This is a genomic window from Fuerstiella marisgermanici (assembly GCF_001983935.1).
Lineage (GTDB): Bacteria > Planctomycetota > Planctomycetia > Planctomycetales > Planctomycetaceae > Fuerstiella > Fuerstiella marisgermanici.
On sequence record NZ_CP017641.1, the window covers coordinates 3072560 to 3094522 of the forward strand.

At 55.1% G+C, this 21963-nt stretch carries 14 protein-coding genes; 11 read left to right on the top strand and 3 right to left on the bottom strand.

Annotated elements, in window-relative coordinates:
• Positions 1-623 precede the first annotated feature (623 nt).
• The gene (locus tag Fuma_RS11625; protein WP_077024292.1) at positions 624-1595 is read left to right on the top strand and encodes a DUF1559 domain-containing protein; all 972 of its coding nucleotides are present in this window, start codon (positions 624-626) and stop codon (positions 1593-1595) included.
• A 17-nt stretch (positions 1596-1612) separates the two neighbouring features.
• Here Fuma_RS11625 and Fuma_RS11630 read toward each other — a convergent pair whose 3' ends face one another.
• Complete coding sequence (locus Fuma_RS11630; RefSeq protein ID WP_145944114.1) at positions 1613-2812, bottom strand: hypothetical protein; 1200 nt, start codon at positions 2810-2812, stop codon at positions 1613-1615.
• Positions 2813-2847: 35 nt separating this feature from the next.
• Positions 2848-4440, bottom strand: a complete 1593-nt coding sequence (locus tag Fuma_RS11635; protein WP_158520949.1) for an FG-GAP repeat domain-containing protein — start codon at positions 4438-4440, stop codon at positions 2848-2850.
• Between the two features lie 313 nt (positions 4441-4753).
• On the opposite strand from Fuma_RS11635, the gene Fuma_RS11640 reads away from it, so the two are divergent.
• The 9 genes from Fuma_RS11640 to Fuma_RS35245 all read left to right on the top strand — a co-directional run bounded on the left by Fuma_RS11640 (position 4754) and on the right by Fuma_RS35245 (position 12411).
• Positions 4754-5476, top strand: a complete 723-nt coding sequence (locus Fuma_RS11640) for a hypothetical protein (RefSeq protein WP_145944116.1) — start codon at positions 4754-4756, stop codon at positions 5474-5476.
• A 257-nt stretch (positions 5477-5733) separates the two neighbouring features.
• Positions 5734-6660, top strand: coding sequence for a TIGR01777 family oxidoreductase (locus tag Fuma_RS11645; protein WP_077024296.1), 927 nt, complete (start codon positions 5734-5736; stop codon positions 6658-6660).
• Between the two features lie 435 nt (positions 6661-7095).
• A complete protein-coding gene (locus tag Fuma_RS11650; RefSeq protein ID WP_083731883.1) occupies positions 7096-7314 on the top strand; it encodes a transposase in 219 nt (72 codons plus the stop codon).
• Positions 7315-7346: 32 nt separating this feature from the next.
• A complete protein-coding gene (locus Fuma_RS11655) occupies positions 7347-8198 on the top strand; it encodes an IS3 family transposase (RefSeq protein WP_077024297.1) in 852 nt (283 codons plus the stop codon).
• 478 nt (positions 8199-8676) lie between these two features.
• Positions 8677-9264 carry a hypothetical protein gene (locus Fuma_RS11660; protein WP_077024298.1) on the top strand — a complete coding sequence of 196 codons (588 nt, stop codon included), beginning with the start codon at positions 8677-8679 and terminating at the stop codon, positions 9262-9264.
• Between the two features lie 795 nt (positions 9265-10059).
• Entirely contained in the window at positions 10060-10269 is a 210-nt protein-coding gene (locus Fuma_RS34805) for a hypothetical protein (protein WP_145944119.1), read from the top strand.
• A gap of 197 nt (positions 10270-10466) precedes the next feature.
• Positions 10467-11549, top strand: a complete 1083-nt coding sequence (locus tag Fuma_RS11675; RefSeq protein WP_145944120.1) for a hypothetical protein — start codon at positions 10467-10469, stop codon at positions 11547-11549.
• A gap of 147 nt (positions 11550-11696) precedes the next feature.
• Entirely contained in the window at positions 11697-12107 is a 411-nt protein-coding gene (locus Fuma_RS11680; RefSeq protein ID WP_077024302.1) for an ACT domain-containing protein, read from the top strand.
• Positions 12108-12261: 154 nt separating this feature from the next.
• The gene (locus Fuma_RS35245; RefSeq protein WP_158520950.1) at positions 12262-12411 is read left to right on the top strand and encodes a hypothetical protein; all 150 of its coding nucleotides are present in this window, start codon (positions 12262-12264) and stop codon (positions 12409-12411) included.
• A gap of 178 nt (positions 12412-12589) precedes the next feature.
• Here Fuma_RS35245 and Fuma_RS11685 read toward each other — a convergent pair whose 3' ends face one another.
• Complete coding sequence (locus Fuma_RS11685; protein ID WP_077024303.1) at positions 12590-15172, bottom strand: prolyl oligopeptidase family serine peptidase; 2583 nt, start codon at positions 15170-15172, stop codon at positions 12590-12592.
• Positions 15173-15455: 283 nt separating this feature from the next.
• Between Fuma_RS11685 and Fuma_RS11690 the strand changes: the two genes are divergently transcribed.
• Positions 15456-21935: a PAS domain S-box protein gene (locus tag Fuma_RS11690; RefSeq protein WP_077024304.1), complete on the top strand. Its 6480-nt coding sequence runs from the start codon at positions 15456-15458 to the stop codon at positions 21933-21935.
• Positions 21936-21963: the final 28 nt, after the last annotated feature.

The window sequence follows — 21963 nt, forward strand, 5'->3', positions numbered from 1 at the left end:
GGTCGCACAGGGCTGCGGTGGTGGTCCGTCTGATGCACCAACACTGGCGGCCGTTTCCGGAACTGTCATGGTTGATGGCAAGCCTCAAGAGGGGTTAACCGTTGAATTTCATCCCGATTCGGCAGCCGGAACAACTGGGCCAATGTCGACGGCTCTAACCCGGGCAGACGGCGGATTTACTCTCGCAACCTCAACCGGACGAGCTGGGGCCGTTGTTGGTAAGCATAAAATTGCTGTGAAATGTCCTTGGTCGCTGGAAGGCCGACGGAACAGCAAAGATGTAACGGCTGACGGGTTTGGATCCTCGCCGACCGGGGAAGCCCCACCAGCTCCGGCGGCAGGCAGTGGGAGCGACTGCACCATCGCACTCAAGTTTGAAGACCCTGCGACCTCAACATTAAGTGCAGAGGTGCCAGAAGATGGCGTAAGTGACCTTCTGCTGCAGGCATCTTCAAAGTAACAGGGCTGATCCTTAACAGATATTTGCAGTTAAATTTACATTGAGTTCTTGTTCCCAACTGGGAACCAAAGACCTTGAGTCACTGATCAAGACACAGTGGCTAAAGCAGCGGGCATTCGAGCTAGTCGTTTGTTCTTTTTTTCACTCTTCGTGGAGACACATCATGAGAAACCGTCCTGGCTGGATCCGCAATGGATTTACGCTCATCGAATTACTGGTGGTCATAGCCATCATCGCAATCTTGATTGCCCTGCTGTTGCCTGCTGTTCAGCAGGCTCGAGAAGCTGCACGCCGCACACAATGCAAAAACAATCTGAAACAAATTGGATTGGCGATGCACAACTACCATGACGTCTACGGACGCTTTCCACCTTCAGAAGTGCACACCCGCGAGTTTCTAGCGGGCGCGAACAATAACTGGGGAGACCAAACCAGTAACTGGGCCGTCTATCTGATGCCCTATATCGATCAGGCAAATGCCTACAACCAAATTGATTTTACACTGAAGTATAACTCCACAACGAATCCGGCAACTGGTGCCGCCGTTGGGAACCTGGACGCCTTAGGTAAGGCGTATCCAGCTTACCTTTGCCCGTCGAACCCAGTTGGTCCCAACCAAAAACACAGTGGCCAGTTTCACATTATTCACTACTTCGTCACGGGGTGGGGTGCGAACGAGCCACCGGGTGGCCGAGCTCGCCACAAATGGGCCATTGGTGATTCAAGCAACATCCAGCACAAAGGAATTGCCTGGTACAACGGTTCCGCGCGAATCGCTGACATTACCGATGGCACAACGAACCAAATCGCTGTCGGTGAAGTTCGAGGTTATGCCCCTCGTTGTTTGAATCAAATGGCAAGCCTGCGAGACTGGCGTGGCATGCGGTGGGAAGTCTCCACTGGTACGAACATGCCTATCAATGGTGTGCACCGGTACGCCGGTGAGTGCGGTGACGTGGTGAACGAAGGAACGTGTCCGAATTGCCGCTGGGAAAACATGGCTAGTTTCCATACTGGTGGAACGCAGGTCCTTCTGGCTGACGGATCAACCAGATTCGCCAGTGAAAACATTGATACGACTCTCTTCCGCAAGCTCGGCTCTATCGGAGACGGTGGTGTAATTGGCGAGTGGTAGAACACGATCAGGCGAGCTTAATTAGGTGAACTTGAGGACGGCTTCTTCGGAAGCCGTCCTTTTTCGATTAATGCCTGAACCGCACCCCGCCGAACGCCAAGTTCGGCGTCGCCTGGCGATAACAGAATTGCCTTGTCATACGCGGCAAGCGCCTCGTGCAGTTGCAAACGCTGCTCCAGTACGAACGCCAGATCGCTCCAGCCTGCTGCATGTTCGGGAGCTACGGAGATCAATTTCCTGAGTCGCTTTTCGGCTAGTTCCCATTCGGAATTCATCGTTGCCAAAGCCGCTAATCCAACCAGCAACTGTTCCTGATCGGGGAACAACTCCAAACCCTCCCGGACAATCTGCTCAGCTTGCTCATGAGCTCCGCTTCCTGCCATCAGAAATGCCAATTGCAGCCGGTTGCCAGTCAATTCCGGGTGCTTTTTGACGAGTGCGGCAAGCGACATCAGTCCCAGTGGGTCACCTGCCGCCGCCTGTTCTGCAGCCTGCTTACCACGCCACAGGGGATCGCGGCGATGTCTAAGAACGGCGGCAATGTCGCTGTCTACGATCGATTGGTCGGCTGAAGGAAGTTGTTCCGCCGCAGAAGTGGAATCTGGCAGCGGTGCATCGGTTTTGCCGCCGAAATGTCTTAGACGAGCCTTCAACCGCTCGGTCTCCCGGTAGTTGCCTTCGATTGCATCCAGCTTTTCACGTGCGGCTTCAAATTCCCCCGCTTCGAATGCGTGTTGGGCCTGCCGCCAGATGACAGCCGGATGCCTCGGATGGGCAGCCTCGGCCCTGACAAGCAGCCCGTCGCTTTCCGAAACCCGATCAAGCTCACTCAGCACGTCCGCATGAGTGACAAGAGCTGCGAGCGTCGCATTTGCTGAGCTGGTGAGGTCGGAAAGTAGTTTGTCGGCTTCTTCAGGAGAGGTGGCCGTGAGTCTGTTCGCTAAAAGATACTTCCACCGTGCTTCGGCCGGCTGCAGTTCAGTGGCAACTCGGTAGCAAATGATAGCTTCCGGGTGGTATTCATGGGCGTCGAGTGCCATGGCGTATACCCCCCATGCATCCGCCGATGACGGCATCGACTCAAGCTCCCTGCGTTTACTTTCCAGATACTCCTGCACCTCTTGATAGGTCTCTGATAAATCCGGCACAGGTATCGGGGGCACGTCGTACGATTTGTGACAACCGAACAACAGCGACAACACAACACACGATCTCATCGTAAGAGCGATTGTCTGTTTGCAATCCAAAACAACTACTCCAGTAAAACCCCGTGACCGCGTTCAATTAAAACCGGACTTTCCGCGTGCGCCGCAATCCGGAATCTTTCCGGTGCCATGCTTCCGTGCGGCCAGATGACCTCGACAAATATCATGTCCGCATCAACCGGACACGACAGATAGTACTCCGCAGCGTGAGTACTCATGTAACTTTGACACGGCTGAAACGTATGAAGTGATTTCCGGCCATCGACATCCCACGTGAACTTCGTCCCCGGGCAACTGCGGCCGGACAACCCGGGATCAACAAATCGCAGCGTCAGCCCGCTATGCATCGCTGTGGAATCATTTCGCAGGACAATCGCGGGACTGCCAATCGTCGACACTATGGCATCGGGATCGCCGTCTCTGTCTAAGTCACCAACTGCCAACCCCCGAGCGACAACCATGCGACCGCTCAACGCGTTCTCGCTCTGACGCTGATCTGTGGTCCCATCAATGCTCAAACATTGTATCGGCTGTTGATAGGGTTTCCAAAAATCTGTCACGGATTCGGAGAGGCCCTCGGATCGTCGCACGCGTCCATTTGCAGTCAGCAGTTCGTTAACACCATTAAAGTCAAAGTCCACGATACACAATCCAAACCCGGTTGTGCTGCGAGTGAATGGGGAAATGCCGGTTTCACGGCTGATATCACGGTAGAATCCTCCCCCTTGCTGTGAATACACGGCGTGCGATTCTCCGTCCAAATGAGAAACGACAACCTCTTCCGTTTCGTTCTGATCGACGTCGCCAATGGCGATTCCCATGCTCCCTTGAGGACGCCCTTGAAAACTCAGGTCGCAACCGCTCACGGCCGCCCTGTCCTTGAACGTCCCCTGCTCGTTTATCCACAGCAGATTCGGATACTGATCGCTGGCCACATAAACATCGATCCAGTTGTCACCATCGAAATCCATGGCCGTGACACCAAGTCCGGCAGACAGCCCGCTGCCAACCCCCGCACCCAGCGACACATCTTCAAAGCTGAGTTCACCGCCGGAAGATTCGCCCGTGACGTTTCGGAATAGTACATCTGTCGTACGTGGAAAAAGTCCCGGTGTGCAAAAATCAGCATTGCCGCCCCCCAAACGAGTGCAGGGACGATGTGTGTAGTTCACGTAGTTCGTGACAAACAGATCCAACCATCCGTCGCGATCATAATCGAGCCAGCAAGCGGACGTTCCCCACTTAGAATTGCTAATACCACTGGTCGCCGTGACATCCCGGAAGAATGCTCCGCCATGATTCCGCCACAAGGCATCTTCGTTCGGTGACGAAATGTACAAGTCGGGCCAACCATCGTTGTCACAATCTCCGACTGCGATGCCGGCACCTGAGACTTCACCAAGCCCCAACTGTTCAGCACACTCCGTAAATTGGCCGGGCCCGTCTTGACGGAAAAACGCGACGTTGCGGTTCACGGAATTCTGTGCAACAAGCATGACGTCCAAGTATCCGTTCCGATCGAAATCCAGAATGGCGCAACCTGATCCGATAATTGTTGACAAATGATAGTCATCAGGACGCACAGGCAGATCCAAAAACGCCACCCCCCAATCACTGGCGGCATCAAAGAACACCGGCATTGCTGTACTTGTACCGAGGGAACCCGGAGCAGGAGCTGCTACCGGCCCGCCAGACTTTCCACAGCCTGACAACAGGACAAGAAGCATTAGTAGTAATTGAATTCGTTCAGCAGTCACAATGGTTCCCGCTGAAGAGCCAGCAATGTTGGAATTTTTTTACAGCGCAAGAGTCCCAATGCAGAATTGTAATGCGAAGGAAAACAGAAATAGTAGACGCGTCTTCCGATTCTCGCCAGAAGTGCCATTTTGTTCAGGCCTTGCTGAGTGTAGACTCAGGTCCAAGTCGTCCCCCACTTTCATTGAGTCGGGGGCGGTGCCGCAAACCGTGCCGCAGGGTGTCGTAGGTCGAAGATTGTCCAGTCCGCCATCAGATCTCTGGGATGTTTACCTCGAAGCAGAGCGCCGTGGGCTTCGAGGCGAACGCAATGATGCGCTCAATCGTTTTCTTGCAGCGTTCGCTGAATTGCATCAAACGGAGCAACACGATTGGGCGCTCGGACTCGCTTCAAACATCGTCGATGATAACGCATCGACTCCGATTCGATTGCCGCTGTTCCGCAGCGTTCTTCTGCCAGCACTTGAAACCGCCATTGCCCAGCGGACGCCCGGCGCGGCACGATGGCTCGCTGGTTTCGTTCAACAAATCTACAAATGCCGTGAGCTTCGACCACGTCTCATGGATGGCACGCTCACCGAACACGCTCTGCTCCTAACCGCACTTGACCATGACCCCGGCGACGATCGTTCGCGGCGTAAATTGTTGGGACTGCTCGCCTCACGGTTAAACAACACACTCCACGAACTCCCAACTGGGGTCCTGTACGGCAACGACGGTGCAAGCTTTGACCAGTGCCGCGAAATGCTGCAGGAACTCGACGGCTTCATTCGTTACGCTAACCGCCTTGGTATAGCTGAAGAATACGCGGATTTGGTCGCCAACTGCCAATTCCATTACAAGGCATACGCCGAATACCTCACGGATCGCCGTGAAGCTTCCTGTTACGCTGACTATCTTTCAAGAGGCAGAGACCTCTAACCACGTGTTGACGCAGGGCCGCTTCGCGAACAACTTCCCTGTTTGGCGGCGAAGACTGGCTGTTGATACTTTTCAAGCCATCGTGACTCGCTCGCAATACCAATGAGCGACAGCGCAGGCACGACTCTGTCGTATGACAAGCGTTCCCATTCTTCGCATACGCACCGTTGTCGTTTTGGTTTGCTTATCAATTCCTTATATTGCAAACGCGGCTTATCTTTGGACGAAGCAACTAAACCTGTCAGTTATGGAATCCAATGAACCAGAAATCGGTTGTCATCGCCGGAGGTAGCGGCTTTCTTGGCGTTTCGCTGGCCAGTCACCTACTTGAATCCGGCTGCAGAGTTACGGTGCTTTCGCGAAACCAGCCCAAGGTCAGCGGGCAATGGGATTTCGCGGAATGGGATGCACGGACTCTGGGTCCCTGGCAATCCGTAATTGATGGAGCCGACGCCGTTGTGAATCTGGTTGGTCGGTCAGTGGACTGCATCAAAACACCTGACCATTGCGACGAAATCCTGCGGTCGCGTGTCGAGGCGACTCGTGTATTGGGTGAAGCCATGAAAGCGGCCGAAGCTCCACCGCCCGTGTGGGTTCAAATGAGTACCGCGCATATCTACGGTGATCCGCCCTCATTGGTTTGTACCGAAATGTCTCCGTTCGGCTACGGACTTGCTCCCGATGTAGGAAGAGCATGGGAATCGGAATTTGCGAACGCCATTCATCCTGATCAACGAGGCGTGGTCCTGCGGACCAGTTTTGTTGTGGGGCGTGACCGTGGTGCTGGAGGAGGCGCACTATCGCGACTGCGTTTGATTGCACGCCTCGGCCTGGGAGGCAAGGTTGGTTCAGGGCAGCAAGGCATGAGCTGGATCCATGAAAGAGACATGAACCGCATTTTTGAGCGTGCCATTGTCGATCCGTCGATGCAGGGTGCTTACATCGCAAGTTCCCCCAATCCTGTCGCGCAGCAGGACTTCATGAGATCGTTGCGTCGATCGCTGAGCGTACCGATCGGTTTGCCTGCCACGGAAACAATGGTGCGTTTGGGAGCTCACTGGTTTCTGCGTACAGACCCGGAACTAGCACTCTACGGCCGCTACGTTGTCCCCGATCGCCTCACCGCGTCTGGCTTTGAGTTTGACTTTCCCAACCTTGATGATGCGCTGGCCGACTTGAAGTAGAATTATAGGCTTCCTTTGCACTTTGGACCTTCGGATAGCCATTCGCTCTGTAGCAGCGTGTGGGCCCATCGACACAACCTCCGTTTGCCCAAGCCTCGCTGCGCTGGTAACCTGGCAGTTGTCTTAAGTCGCTTCCACGTGTCTGGTGCGGTGTCGTAAAGTAACTGTCGTTGCGTGGCCAACGCTTTCACTGAGGCAGGCATGATTCGAGACGATGCGAACCGTGAAATCAATCGCTTAGTTGCACACTATCGCGCATTGCCATTTGACGAGTTGCGCACACTCGCTGAACAACCCGTGGCATGCTCCCCTTGAACAGGTCCATCATTATGAGAGTCTACTGACGAAATAATTCTCAGGAGACTCAGAATGTCGAAGAAACGTAAACGTCACACTCCGGAATAGATTGTTCGGAAGCTTCGCGATGCGGACGCGATGCTGACGAGCGGCAAGTCGCTCGGTGAAGTTGTTCAATCGCTGGCTGTCAGTGAAGCGACGTATCATCGCTGGCGTCAGCAGTATGGCGGGATGAAGGCGGAGGAAGCGAAGCGTCTGAAGGAGCTGGAAGTTGAGAACGCTCGGCTGAAGAAGCTGCTTGCGGAAGCGGAACTCGACAAGGCGATGTTGAAGGAGATCGCGGAGGGAAACTTCTGACGGTCTCTCGGAAACGCGAGGCCGTCAAACATGTGCAGGAGAAGTTCGCTGTTTCGGAACGTCACGCGTGCCGAACGGTTGGTCAGCATCGTTCGGTTCATCGTCGTGAACCCGTTGTTCGGGATGACGAAGCGGCACTGGTAAAGCGGATGCTGGAACTGGTTCGCGAACATCCGCGATTTGGTTATCGGCGTATCTGTCGTTTACTTCGTCGCGAAGAATTCGTGGTGAATAGGAAGCGAGTGTATCGTCTTTGGCGTCGCGAAGGGTTGAAAGTTCGTCGACGAACGAAGAAGCGGCGTGGCACTGGCGGCAGCAAAAACGCTTGTCATGTTCACCGATCGCGGGGAAAGAACGACGTATGGGCGTGGGATTTTGTGTTTGACTACACAACGAATGGAACTCAGTTGAAGTGGCTGACCGTTGTTGACGAATTCACTCGGGAGTGCGTTGCGTTGAAAGTTTCTCGCAGTATCAAAGCCGACGACGTGATCGACACGCTGTGTGAATTGATCGCTGCTCGCGGTGTGCCCAATCACATTCGCAGCGACAACGGCCCAGAGTTTATCGCGAAGGCGATTGGTAAATGGCTGAACAAAACAGGCGTCTCGGCGCTGTACGTCGAGCCGGGATCGCCGTGGCAGAACGGGTATTCCGAGAGTTTCAATTCGAAGCTTCGCGATGAATTTCTGAACGTAGAAGAATTTGACAGTATTCGTGATGCCGCGCAGATGACGAAGAACTTTCAACGTCAGTACAACGAAGTTCGTCCGCACAGCGCGTTGGCCTACCAGACTCCGAACGAGTTTGCGGCCGTGCAGCCTTCGGTTCGAGCTCGACAGACGGGAGCCGCCCCGACCACCTTCGCCATCACCTCGACCTGAGCTCCGCGTTGAAGGCCGAGGCGACAGCGAAGGCGGACGGGGCTCAGCACAACTTGTTTGGAAGATTATTCAATACCAATGTCAGCCCACAACTCTCATAACAACCGGACCTAATCTCGGGGGCAGCCCACCCGCAATTGAGACCGAAACATTCGCACCAGATGGAATCGTGACGTTTGTTGTTGATATCCGGCACTTCGAGCAAAATTCGGTTCGCGTGAATGTGTCTGCGTTTGGTAGCAATTGGTTCAAACTAGAACGCCTTGACGAATCTGTCGTGGTTTCTCGCAATGCGGCTACTGATGCATAACGATTTGACAGTTCATTGGCCGCCGAACATCGTTTTTGTTCGCTAGACATTGGGCACGCGTTCCGTCTTTGGCAACGGGCGTTGGCATTGGTACGATCTCTCGTAGTGCGGGCATCACTCGCTTCGTTCAGAGCGGTGTCGCAAGAATCCCACATTAGACCGTTCATAATGCTCGACGTAACAATTAGCCGAAAGCTAAACGACGCGATCGAGAGCGAGTTGCAGCCGGGTGAAACCGTCTCGTTCATCGAAACGCCACAGCCGCGTTTCTTCACAGCCGCGTCAACTGGTGCATTCTTCTTCGCAATCCCCTGGACACTTTTTGCGATCTTTTGGATCGCGGGGGCGTCGGGTTTCAAGGTGCCTGACTTCAACAACGGATTTGATCTTTTTCCGTTGTTTGGAATCCCATTTGTGCTCATCGGATTGGCGATGCTTTCGGCGCCGATTTGGGCGTATCGAAATGCGTTTAAGAGCGTTTACGTCATTACCGATCGGCGAGCGATCACCATTGTCGGTGGATTTCGTACGACAGTCCGGAGTTTCTTCCCGGATGATCTTGATGGCATGCACCGATCAGAACGTTCGGACGGGTCCGGGGACGTGATTATCGGAAGGACGACAAGACGTGATTCGGATGGTGACCTCCACCGCACGGCCTACGGATTCCTCGGGGTGGCGGATGCCAAGGCTACTGAGGACCGGTTGAGAGTATTAGCTTCCAGTAAGTCCCGATATCCTCGCGACGACGGATAAATATGTGCATTCACGCAGACGGCCCGCAGACATCACATCGACTTCTGACTACGAACCTTCGCCCTGGATAATTTCGCGTAACCATGACTTTTCAGATTCGCTCACGACCGTGGCGTAGAAACCTTCTGTGATGTGCCTCAACGAAATGACACCCGTCGAACAGATGCGTGATCCCGAGGCTACTCGGCAAACATTGATTGGAGCAATCGCTGACTTGAACCCCGACAGTGCTCAGTGGTGGCAATACAATGTCTCACACCGACAGTTTCTGCTTCGGCTGTTTCATTCGCCGACATCAGATTGGTTGATGATTGCGACTTTCTCTGTACAGCATCTGTGCGGAACACCTCACTGGAATCAGCCCGAACTGCAATTCACCATCGAGCCGGATCCCCGGTGCGCTGATGAGTCTCGATGGGTGGTCACGGACGCCAACGCGGGGTTCGAGATGACATGTCGCAATCTGTATTGGGGTCGCAACGTTGGCCGCAGCGATGAGTCAGGATGGTTCTCCTGCAATGCTGCCCCAGGCGATAGATCAGCTGATTTTTAGAATGCCAATCGCTGCCCGGTTGCCTTTCCTATTTCGCAACCCTCGCGCATGTTGATAAACTGTCAGACGCTGCAGATTAAACCGGTTCGGCTACAGCTTGTTACGCTGACTTGTGGCCGCGTAACAAGCGTTTCGTACTATGAATGCTGTTTGCCACGAGCCCGAACCGTCGACGACAAATGGTAAACTGCTCTAATGCGGTGTCGCGAACATTCTTCCGTTGGACGAGCTAAGGATTCACGATGGCTGACGATTCCCAAACCGATGGCATTCTTGCGAAGCCACTTCAGCCTGGTGCATTTCGTATTTGTACGACGTGCCGCGCTTGGTTCGCCTTGAAGCTGGTGGCGCAGCGTGATGATGAATGCCAGGGGTCGATTACTTCCTATCGCTGCAAAAAATGCGGTGCGAGTTTCGATTTTGCCGACCATCATCCACCGGCTGCCATCTAGCGAATCTATGCAGTTGCTTAGAGGCGTTCCCATTCGCAACTGCGGCTTTCCTGCGGGGGCGAACCAACGGGACTGTGATGCGGCGGAGTTCGGGGCTTTGGCAATGTGGCTTGCTTTGCTAGACTCGCTGGTGTGCTGACTCGTTCAGGCTTCGTAGAAAAAGCCGTGTCGCAAAGTCCTTCCGTTGGCCGATGCAGATGAATATTTTCTCGGTTGCTCTTGCTGCCATCCTGGGCATCGCTCTGATCGTGATTGCCGGATGTTCGAACGACAGCAGCACCGGCCAGAGCCAAAGTCCGGGTGGCCAAATCGCGAAACGGGACGCTAATCGTCTGCTTGGCTTCGGCGTGACAGAAGGAGCTGTTGGATACGAAGTCGCTTTTGGTGAAGCCAAGCGAGCCGGCATTCAGTTCATCGAACTGCCACAGCAGTGGGACGACATCGAAACCAGTCCCGGAGTTTACGACAGTCCTTTTCTGGAAATGGCGAACGAAGTCTATCCGACTTTCGACACCGGCATCGTGCTGTCGCTGAACCCCATTGATACAAACGCGCTGCGGCTTCCTGCTTACCTCAAGGGCAAGGCATTTGATGACTCAGAAGTGATTGCGGCGTTTACCAGGTTTGTGGCCTTCACGATCGCGGGTCTGCCGAAGGCGCGAATCGTCGCCATCTCCATTGGCAATGAAGTGGACGGAAATCTTGGTGATGATGAGATTCGCTGGCGTCAGTACCGTCGATTCTTTACCGAAGTGCAGACTCACATCAAAGTAAAGCTGCCGGATGTACCTGTCGGCGTAAAGACAACGTATTCAGCAATCACCGGCGATCAGCGGCAATTGATCAGCGAACTGAACGCTCACGCTGATGCAGTCATGGTCACGTATTATCCGCTGGACGCAGACTTTAAGGTTCGGCCTCCGTCGGTCGTGCAGGACGAAATTGGATCGCTGGTGTCTTTGGCTGATGGGAAACCTGTTCACCTGCTGGAAACAGGCTATCCAAGCGGTGCCGCAAACGGCAGTTCAGAGAAACTTCAAGCTGACTTCGTCGGAAACGTATTCGCGGCGTGGGACAAATTTGCCGACGACATCCCGCTCGTGAACATCGTTTGGCTGTATGACATGTCGCCTGAGGAAGTTGCGGCACTGACAAAATACTACTCAGTAGACACACCTGCTTTCGCCGGTTTTCTGGGAACGCTGGGACTCAAAACGCACTCCGGCGATGACAAGTTGGCGTTCTTAGAACTACTGAAATACGCCGAAGGCAACAAATAGCGTCCGGCAGCATGGGCGCTACCACGGGATTGCGCCGCACAATCGTTGGCTGTCGACGCATTATCAAATTTGATTCTTGTTCAAGTCGTTTCCTGATGTTTGGTGCGATGCTGGATAGCGTCACGTTGTTGTGGACGAAAACTTCTGATGACCGGTACATCTGATCTGCCGACGTTACTCGCAAGCCTCGCACCGGTTGTGTCTCCTGAGGCGTATGTGTTCGTGTCGCGTCCACAGGCGGCTTACGGTGATGGTGCGGAACTCGCGCCGATCGCCACCTTTTCCGAAGAGGAGGGACTGACACTTGTTGTCCCCAAAGAGCGTGCTGATGCAGCGGGCGAAGATTATGACGGGGAATTCGGCTTGATTTCTTTAAGTGTGCATTCCAACTTGCAGGCAGTTGGCCTGACGGCCGCAATCGCGGCCGCGTTGTCGGAGCGTGGCATCAGTGCAAACATAATTGCCGCCTTCTATCACGATCACATCTTTGTTCCGCTGTCACGCGTCGACGAAGCCGTCACGGCACTTTTGCAATTGGCGGCCAGTAATCAACCCTAAGCGATGGTCGCCTGGCATTCAGCGTCCGTGTTGGGCAACGCGGGATGTGGTTGCTAAACTACTGAGTAATTCGACGTCGCTCGTTTTGTTCATCGCGGTGACCTTAGAACCTTCCAGTGCTGCGTAGTTCTGTTAACCAAGTTGAGTAATCCCAATGCAGCAAGCGGTCGATCTGATTTCTCAACTCGGTCAATTCGCGATCCTCGTCATCGTCGTTTGCGTCGCCGTAATGCTGCTGATCTCAATGGTTGACCGTCACCCGCGTGACAAGCAGTCACGCGACGACCCCGATCTTCCCGAGTGAGTTTTCGGCATCCGGCTTTGATCGCTTCACTGGGCTGAGGGCAATCCATTCAGCCAGCGTTTCGTACGGGGGGCAAATTCGAAGTTGTAACAATCAGGCGACGGGCGGTAGTCGCGTTTATTTGCCTTTGAAGCCCAGCAAAAAACGTCCAGCACTTCACACCCAGTGAAGGGTTCGGTCAGCGCAGATTTTCGGCCAGAAAGGTGGCTCGGCGGCGTGACGCGTACGGGCGTTCGCAAGCGCCGTGGCCGACGCCGGGCATGAGCAGGAAATCGAAGTCTTTGTTGGCTTTGATCAACTGACGCACCACCTGAGTTGTGCTGGCTGGATCGACGTTGCGGTCCAGTTCGCCGACCACCAGCATCAGCCGGCCCTGCAGTCGCGACGCATTTTCTGAGTTGGAATTCACCGCATAGTGATCGTCAACCGGCCAGCCCATCCACTGTTCGTTCCACCAGAGTTTATCCATGCGGTTGTCGTGGCAGCCACAGTCGGCCACAGCAGCTTTGTAGAAGTTTCCGTGCCACAGCAAAGCGGCCATCGCGTTCTGGCCCCCCGCTGAACCGCCGTAGATGCCGACTCGACCAGCATCTATCCAAGTGAACTTTTTCGCTGCCGCTTTCATCCATGCGATGCGGTCCGGAAGCCCAGCGTCTTTCAGATTTTGGAAGCACACATCGTGAAACTTCTTCGACCGCCACGCGGTGCCCATGCCGTCGATCTGCACGACCACTATGCCACGGTCCGCAATTTCATGCTGATGGCGATAGCTGCTGCGAAACGCCTTCGGCACATGATGATCGTGCGGGCCGGCGTAGATGTTTTCAACGATCGGATACGCCTGGTCCTCGTTGAATTCAACCGGCCGATGAATGATGCCCCAAATGTCCGTCTTGCCGTCGCGTCCTTTTGCGGTAAACCGGATGGGTAGACTTCCGCGAGCTGCAATCACCTGCGACGCGTCTGCCGTTTCCAGCTTTGTCACTAATGAACCGTCGTCGCTGCGGCGAAGTTCCGCCACCGGTGGCAGGTCGACTCGGGAATACTTATCCAGAAAGTAAGTGCGATCCGGTGAGAACTTCACCTCGTGAGTTCCATCGCCTTCTGTCAGCACGGTGAATCCACTGCCGTCGAGATGTACTTTGCAGAAGTGTTCGTGATACGGATCCTGATCCGCGACTGCACCGACCGCATAAAACCAGACCACGCCCGCGTCCTGATCGATCTTTTCGATGCGCCGCACGTTCCAGTTTCCTGACGTGACAGTGTTGGCCACGTCGCCGGTGCTGACGCTGTAGCGGTACAGGTGATTCCAGCCGGAACGTTCGCTGGCCCACAGCAGGTTCCCATCGTCTAACCATTCCAACACAAACTTACCGGCCGTCGAATAATGAATGAACGTGTCGCTGTGTTCGTCGACGATTGCCCGCACGGTGCCGTCATCCGCGAGCACTTCAAGCACGCGCAAGTTTTGATGGCCACGTTCGTTGTACAACAGCCAGAAGCGATCGCCGGAGTCACTCCATTTTAGAAACTTCAGTTCGAACGGATTGGGAAACAGGTCTGTGGCGACAGCGATTTCTTCGCCGGTTTCGACATGAAACAATCGCGGACGCGGCGTAGGCAGCTTGTCGCCTGGTTTGGCGTAAGGATAGCTATTTAGTTTTGGATCCAGCTGATCGGCCGGCGACGATTCCACATAGTGCACGCGGCGTTCGGTAACTCGATCGGTTTGAAATGCCAGCACGTGATCTGCGGTGGGCGACCAATGAACGTCTGGCGTTTCGGCGGGCGGATTGGCAAGCTCGTAGGCCATCTGTACCAGTCGTGCTCGCGAGGCATCCTTGGAAAACGAATCGCCGGGCGTGGCGTCGGTGGTGAGCTGGCGTTCGGTATCAGCGGATTCGTTGCCTTCGGCAGATGGCGTGGCGGAAGGTGTTTCCGTCAGCCAGAGGTTGTCCTCCCTGACGAAAGCTTTCCAGCGGCCATCCGGCGAAATCGCGGCTGAAGGCCGTCCTCTTCTACGCCGACGTTTCGGTTCGGCGGGGCTGGACGATTTTTTGACGGCCGCGAGACTTTCTTTGTTGAGAATGATCTCTACGGCATTGGCGGTCGCTTCGAACGCGGCCAGTGGCGCGCCTTTGGCGTTCTGCAGCAACCACACATGGCCGACAAACGTGTGCTGAGCTCGCATGCCGCGACTGGCGATGCTGCCGTAGCCGACGGGCCGGCCGTTGCGGTCTATCCAGATCAGCTGGACGGGCGAATCCAGTTCGTTGGTAATCTTCAGCTCAAGATCGCCGCCACGGTCGACCGACTTTCGAACTGGCAGAAAGAACGCAGTCCCGGTGTCGGCGGAATGCTGTTCAATTGGCGCGACTGTGTTCGACTTCAAATTGAGCCGCCAGGAGCCGTTCCTTCCCTGCAAAAGTACGGACGACAGATCGTGTGCAAATTCCAGGGATTGGACGGGCAGTTTCCCTGGGGCCAGCTTCGTGCTCGTGGCTTCACCGATCGCTGCCGCAACTCGCTGATGATCAAACGCCGGTTTTCGTGTGCCCGCGACAGTGTCAACCAGTACGAATTCCGTCTGGTTTTCAGCGAGGCGGATGCGGTACCAGAATTTCGAGTTTCCGTCGAACCACTGGGGCTGCACGTCGTCGCGAAAAACACGCGGCGACTGAGCTCGCGCGGGCGTCATCAGAAGCGAAAAACTGAAGATTGCGATCGCGATCGAACACGAAATTTTGACGTTAGACATGCAGACCTTTATGCTTACGCGCGAATAACCTCGCTGGGCGGGCCTGGAGAGAATTGCGAGCTGACGGAGTTTCGCCGGTTCTCTGGCCGGGAAATACGGCAGGCAGGCCGCAGCAGCTTGCAATTGTGGCAATCTATCGGGTCTAATTCGCAACCGCTGCGCCAATCTGTGTGAGTGGATTCTTCAGAAATCGTCAAGTATCTCAACCCAACACCTTTGGTGCCGTATTTCGCGACAAAACTCAGCTCCCTCGACCCCACACCACGAATCTGCGGGCCAACAGATGGCGAAGAATGTCAGGGACGAACCAGCCATTCCCAGCAGCGACCCGCACCTGACGATTGGTGTGGGAGCGTCCGCTGGCGGATTGGAAGCCTTTCAGGATTTGCTCTCGCACGTTGATGCGGAAAGCGGTCTGTCTTTCGTGTTGGTCCAGCACCTCCCGCCGCTCGGCGAACGGCTACTGGCGGAAGTGCTGGTCAATTTAACGCAACTTTCGGTCGTGGAATTGTCCGGCCGCACCAAACCGGCTCCCAACACGGTGTACATCGCCCCGGCGAATGGATTGCTAAAGGTGGAAGACGGCTATCTGGTGGTCACAAGCCAGGTTGTCACAAGCGAAGTCGTCACGAGCCAGGTTGTCGCAAACCAGGCTTCCGCAAGCAGCGATGAAACGGTGAGCTCCGGTTCGCCACGTGAGGGTTCGGGATCGTCGACGGTTGCAAAGTCGTCAACCACAACGGCCGCGATCGACCATTTCCTGCAGTCACTTGCTGACGATCAGCGAGATCGCAGCGTCGGTGTCATTCTTTCCGGCGCAGGTTCGGATGGCACCCTTGGGTTGAAGGCGATCAGCGACGCTGGCGGGCTGACGTTTGCTCAGGACCCGGATTCCGCAAAGTACGACAGCATGCCGCGCAATGCGGCGGCGATGGGGGTTGCCGACCATGTGCTGCCGCCGGCCGAAATCGCATCAGAACTCATCAGCTACGCCAGACATCTGGCCAGCCTGTCCGAGCCTCGCTGCAAACAGGAAGTCAGCCGCCAACTGCAGGAAGCCATTCCTCAGGTCACGGACCTGCTGTTAAAGAACACGGGCCACAATTTCCAGCACTACAAGACCAACACGCTTAGTCGGCGCATTCAGCGGCGGATGCAGGTTAATAAGCTGTCTGACGTTGAGAAGTACATCGAAATACTCAGCGGCAATCCCGACGAAGCTCACACGCTTTTTCGAGAACTTCTGATTGGCGTGACGTCTTTCTTCCGTGATCCCGATGCCTTCGCGGCGCTGTCGGAATCAGTGCTGCCGAAGCTGTTTGAAGACAAGTCACCGGACGATCATGTTCGCATTTGGGTGGCGGGTTGTGCGACTGGAGAAGAAGCCTACACGCTGGCGATTTTGTGTCGCGAGTATATGGACTCAATCGCAGAGGCCAATTCGAATGCCGCCTCAGATTCCGACGGACCTGAAAGCACCTCGGGCGACCTGACTGGGGTAACCCTGCCGACGGTGCAAATCTTCGCCACCGATCTTGACGATCGAGCGTTGCAGGTGGCTCGTGATGGTGCGTATCCCGTGGGCATTGCGGACGTCGTTTCGCCGGAACGCTTAAAACGTTTCTTTGTCAAACGTGGCAAGAAGTATCAGGTCGCGAAAGAGATTCGTGAGCTGGTTCTGTTTTCGCCGCACAACCTGATCAGCGATCCGCCGTTCTCCAGACTCGATCTGGTTTCGTGCCGCAACCTTCTGATTTATTTGGGGCCGCATCTACAGAAGAAACTGATTCCGCTGTTCCACTATTCGTTGCGGCCATCCGGATATCTGTTCCTGGGGCCGTCTGAAAACATTTCTGCGCATCGTGAGCTGTTTCGAGTTGTCGATCCGAAGGCCAAAATCTCACAGCGCAAGAACACGGGCGTCGATGGAACGGCTGTAATGCCGGTGGCCGATGGATCGGGAAAGCATGAAAACGGCAAGCGCGCGTTTCCGGCTCCGGCGAGTACCGAAGGCGACCTGCTGGAGGTCATGCAGCGGATCGTGCTGGATGAATTTGCTCCGAAATGTGCCATCGTGGACGAAGACGGTCACGTGCTGTGCACCTCGGGCGACATGCAGAAATATCTGACCGTATCCGGCGGCAAATTTCAGAACAACATCATTCAGATGGCCCGCAGCGGCCTGCGTTTGGGGCTGCGAGCCGCGTTTCAGGAAGCCGTGGATACTCGTCGTCAGGTCACGCACGACAATCAGTCGTTGCGGCTGGATGATCGGATACAGCGAGTCATGCTGACCGTGCAGCCGATGCCGGAAGTCGGGGAGGATTCCGGGCTGTTTATGGTGGTCTTCCACGACGTCGGCCTGCCGTTGCAACGAGGAGAGGCAGAGGACTTAGAAGACGACTCGCCAGACCGCACGCCGGAGCATCGCAACGCCGACGCCGTCATCAAGCAACTCGAAAAAGAACTGGCCACCACGCGTGCAGACCTGGAACGCGCGCTGCGGGATATGGAGTGCAGCAATGAAGATCTGAAGTCGTCGAACGAAGAACTTGTTTCGATGAATGAGGAACTTCAGTCCGCCAACGAAGAACTGGAGACTTCAAAAGAAGAAGTTCAGGCCGCACTGACCCGCGTCGCCCAATCGGCTTCGGACCGTCGCAACCTGCTGCACAGCACATCCGTCGCGACATTGTTTGTCGACGACGACATGACGATTCGGAGCTTCACTCCCGACGTCGCGAAGATCTACAATTTGCTACCCAACGATGTGGGGCGTCCGCTCAGCCATATTACTCATACGGCCGTCGAGATGCCCGACTTCCCGGCAGACGCATCTGCCGTGAGTGAGTGGCCAATTGAAGATGAAGTCGAGATTCAAACGGGCAACTGGTATCTGCGACGCATTCAGCCTTACCTGACGGACGACGACCAGCAAAACGGCCTGGTTGTGACGTTTTACGACATCACAGATCGCAAGCGGACGTTTATGCGTCTGGCGGCGTCACATGCCGTCCGCAGCCTGCTGGTCAACGCGGAATCATTCGCCACTGTCATTCCGGAAGTCCTTCACGCACTTCTTGATGCATTGGAAGCGGAAGTGTGTCTGCTTTGGCGACCGGACGAAAGTGGCAAGCTGCTGACCTGTGTTGAAGCCAGTACTGGTGATCACGCCCGACAGTCGTTCGTAGACTTTAGTCGTCAGTTAACATTCTCGAAGGGCGAAGGGCTGCCAGGAATCGCCTGGAAGCAACGTAAACCGATCTGGTTTGAAGATCTGCAAAATGCGGATGACTTTGCTCGTTCCAAAGTCGCCCACGAAAACAACCTGGTCAGTGGCATCGCGACGCCAATCGTGGTCGGCAAGAAGTTTAAGGGCGTCATTGAAATCTTCACGACAAGATTGCTGGCTCATGACCCGGAGCTGAAGTATGTGCTGGAATCCGTTGGCACCGATATTGGGCAATTCATCCGTCGACGCCGACTGGATAGTCGTTTTCGTGATGAGGAAGCTCGCAAGACGGCGATTCTGAAGTCTGCCATGGACTGCATCGTGACCATGGACGTGGAAGGGCGCATTGTCGACTTTAATCCGGCCGCTGAACGTACCTTTGGCCACGTGGCCGCTGACGTCATCGGGAAGCCGATGTGTGAAGTCATCATGCCTGATGAGTTCCGTCCTGGTTTCCATCAGAGCCTTAAACGTTATCTGGAAGTCGGCGAATCATCGATCATCGGAAAGCGAATTGAACTGACGTCGTTGCGAGCGGACGGAAGCACATTCCCAATGGAGCTGGGTGTTTCCGTGTCTCACACGCTAAACGGTTCACCATTCTTTACGGGCTACCTGCGAGACATCACCGATCGTCGCCGGTCCGAAGACCTGCTCCGCGACCGCGAATCTCACCTGCGTCGAGTGATCGACAACACGCTGTTCCTTGTCGGCGTGCTGGACGTAGACGGGACGTTGCTGGAAGCCAATGCGGCTGCCGTTACGCTTGGGGGAATTGAACGCGAAGAAGTAATCGGAAAGAAGTTCTGGGACTGCATTTGGTGGAATCACAGCGAAGACACCATCAGCCAGCTACAGGACGACATTCGTCGCGGTGCGAATGGCGAAATTGTGCGTCACGATGCCATCGTGCGGATAGCCGGTGACACGAGAATCACGATCGACTTTATGCTAAGCCCCGTGCGGGACGAGAGCGGTCGAGTCACTCACTTAATTCCTTCCGGCGTGGACATCAGCGATCGAAAGGCCGCCGAACGACAGGCTCTGCAGCGTGAACGGCATCTTAATTTTGCCATGGTCGCTGGCCGAATGGGAAGCTGGGAGTGGGACATTGTCAACGATCACATCACGTGGTCCGATCACTTGTACGAACTGTACGGGTACGAAAAAGACGAATTCGTCGGTACAGCTCAGGGCTTTCTGGACATCGTCATTCCGGATGATCGCCCGATCGTTGAAGCTGTGATTGAATCGATCATGTTGACAACATCGGAGCGGGAAGAATTCGAATGTCGAATTTTCCGCAAACGCGATGGACACATTATTCTGGGACAGATTCAAGGCATCGTGGATCGAGACGCTGTCGGCCGACCGCTGCGAATTGCCGGTTTCGCGACGGACATCACCGATCGTAATCGCCGCGAACGTCATGTCGCATTCCTTGCGGAACTGCAGTCGTTTCTGGCTCCACTCGAAACTGCCGACGAGATCGCTCGCGTCGCCACTGAACGAATAGCACAGTACCTGAACCTGTCACGCTGTGCACTGGTGGATCTGGATGAAGACGCAGCCCTCGCCAACGTGTATTTCGATTACCACATTGATGAGGTGTCATCAGTGGTGGGTCTGTACACAATGTCAGACTATCTGAATGCAGACGAAAGGCAGCGTTTGGCCGTCGGTGGTTCACTGGTCTTCAATGACGTCACCCAGGAATGCTCGACGCCGGATTCAGCAGCCCGGTTCGCAGCATTGCAGATTCAAGCCATCGTGAATTCCGCCTACGTCACGGATGGCCGACTGGAATTCATGCTGACGGCAACGAAGCACTACCCGTATCAATGGCGGTCGGACGAACTTCAACTGTTAAACGAACTTTCGGCAAACGTCTACCTTCGAGTGCAGCGGGCTCGAGTACAGAGCGCTTTGCAACAAACCGACGAACGCCTATCAACTGCTTTGCAGGTGGCGGGGATGGCGGCGTGGGAATGGAGTCCGCAGGAAAGTATCTGGACGGCAGAATTGTACGACCTGCTGGGAATTTCTCCCGATCAGCCCGCGTCCCCTGAGCTGTTTTTCTCGCTCACTCATCCGGACGATCGCGACGAACTGCAAGCTGAGTGGCAGCGATCGGTAGATGGCGACACCAATTACTCTCACGAATTCCGAATCATTCGGCCGGATGGAGAAACGCGATGGCTAAACGGCGTGGGCAAAGTTGTTCGAAACGAAGCGGGTGAAGTCGTTCGGATGTACGGGCTGAATCGGGATACCACGGCCGAACACGTTGCCGCATCTCGGCTGGAAGAAGCGCGCCGACAGGCCGAACAAGCCAACTCATCGAAAAGCGAATTTCTGGCCAACATGAGTCACGAAATCCGAACGCCGATGACTGCAGTTTTGGGCTATGCAGATCTGTTGCTGGATGCCGAAACGGATCCCCAGAAGTTGCAGCACCTGGAAACCATCAAACGCAACGGCAACTTTCTGCTGGAAATCATCAACGACATACTGGACCTGTCGAAGATCGAAGCCGGTCGGATGGAGATCGATCGACAGCAGTTTTCGCCCCAGGCACTGGTCGGTGATGTTCGGTCGCTGATGGACGTTCGGGCAAAAGAAAAAGACCTGCAGTTCGAAGTGCAGTACGACGGCAGTGTGCCGGAGTTTATCGAAAGCGATCCCAAGCGGCTGAAACAGATTCTGGTGAACCTGCTCGGCAACGCCCTCAAGTTCACAGATGCCGGTAGTGTTATTTTGCGTATCAGCCATAGACCGGCGGCCACAAAAAATTCATCGACATCTGCATCCAAACGAAGGTCTGTGATGCAGTTTGATGTCATCGACACAGGTATCGGCATGACAGTGCAGCAGCAGAAGCGCCTGTTCAAGCCGTTCTCTCAGGGCGATGCATCCGTCACTCGCGAATTTGGTGGCACGGGACTGGGACTGGCCATTAGCAAGCGGCTCGCTCACATGCTGGGTGGTTCAGTCGCCGTCGACAGCACGCCAGGTGAAGGCAGCACGTTTTCACTCACCATTGCCGCTGGTGATGTTTCCAACGTGGCGTTCGTCGATCCCAACCTGCCGTCTGAGAGTCAGGCTGAAGCGCCCGCTGAATTGGCTGCGGTTTCAGACTTCAGGTTGGCGTGCCGGATTCTGCTGGTCGACGATCGACGCGACGTCAGATTTCTGGGCAAACATATTCTGCAGACGGCTGGCGCCACGGTGGAAGAGGCCGAAAACGGACAACAGGCCATCGACCAGGTATCGGCGATGGACGGGGAAGAACCGTTTGACCTGATTTTGTTGGATATGCAGATGCCCGGCGTCGACGGATACACGGCGGCCGCTCGCCTGCGAGGGATGGGTTTCGAAAATCCCATCATCGCCCTCACCGCTGACGCCATGCACGGCGACATGGACCGCTGCCTGCAAAGCGGGTGCAATGCCTACCTAAGCAAACCCATCGACAAAGAAAAACTGCTGGCCACAGTACACACTTTCCTGCAGCAAAACGGCGACAACTGATTTTGGTGTAATCTGTGAGCGGGAATCT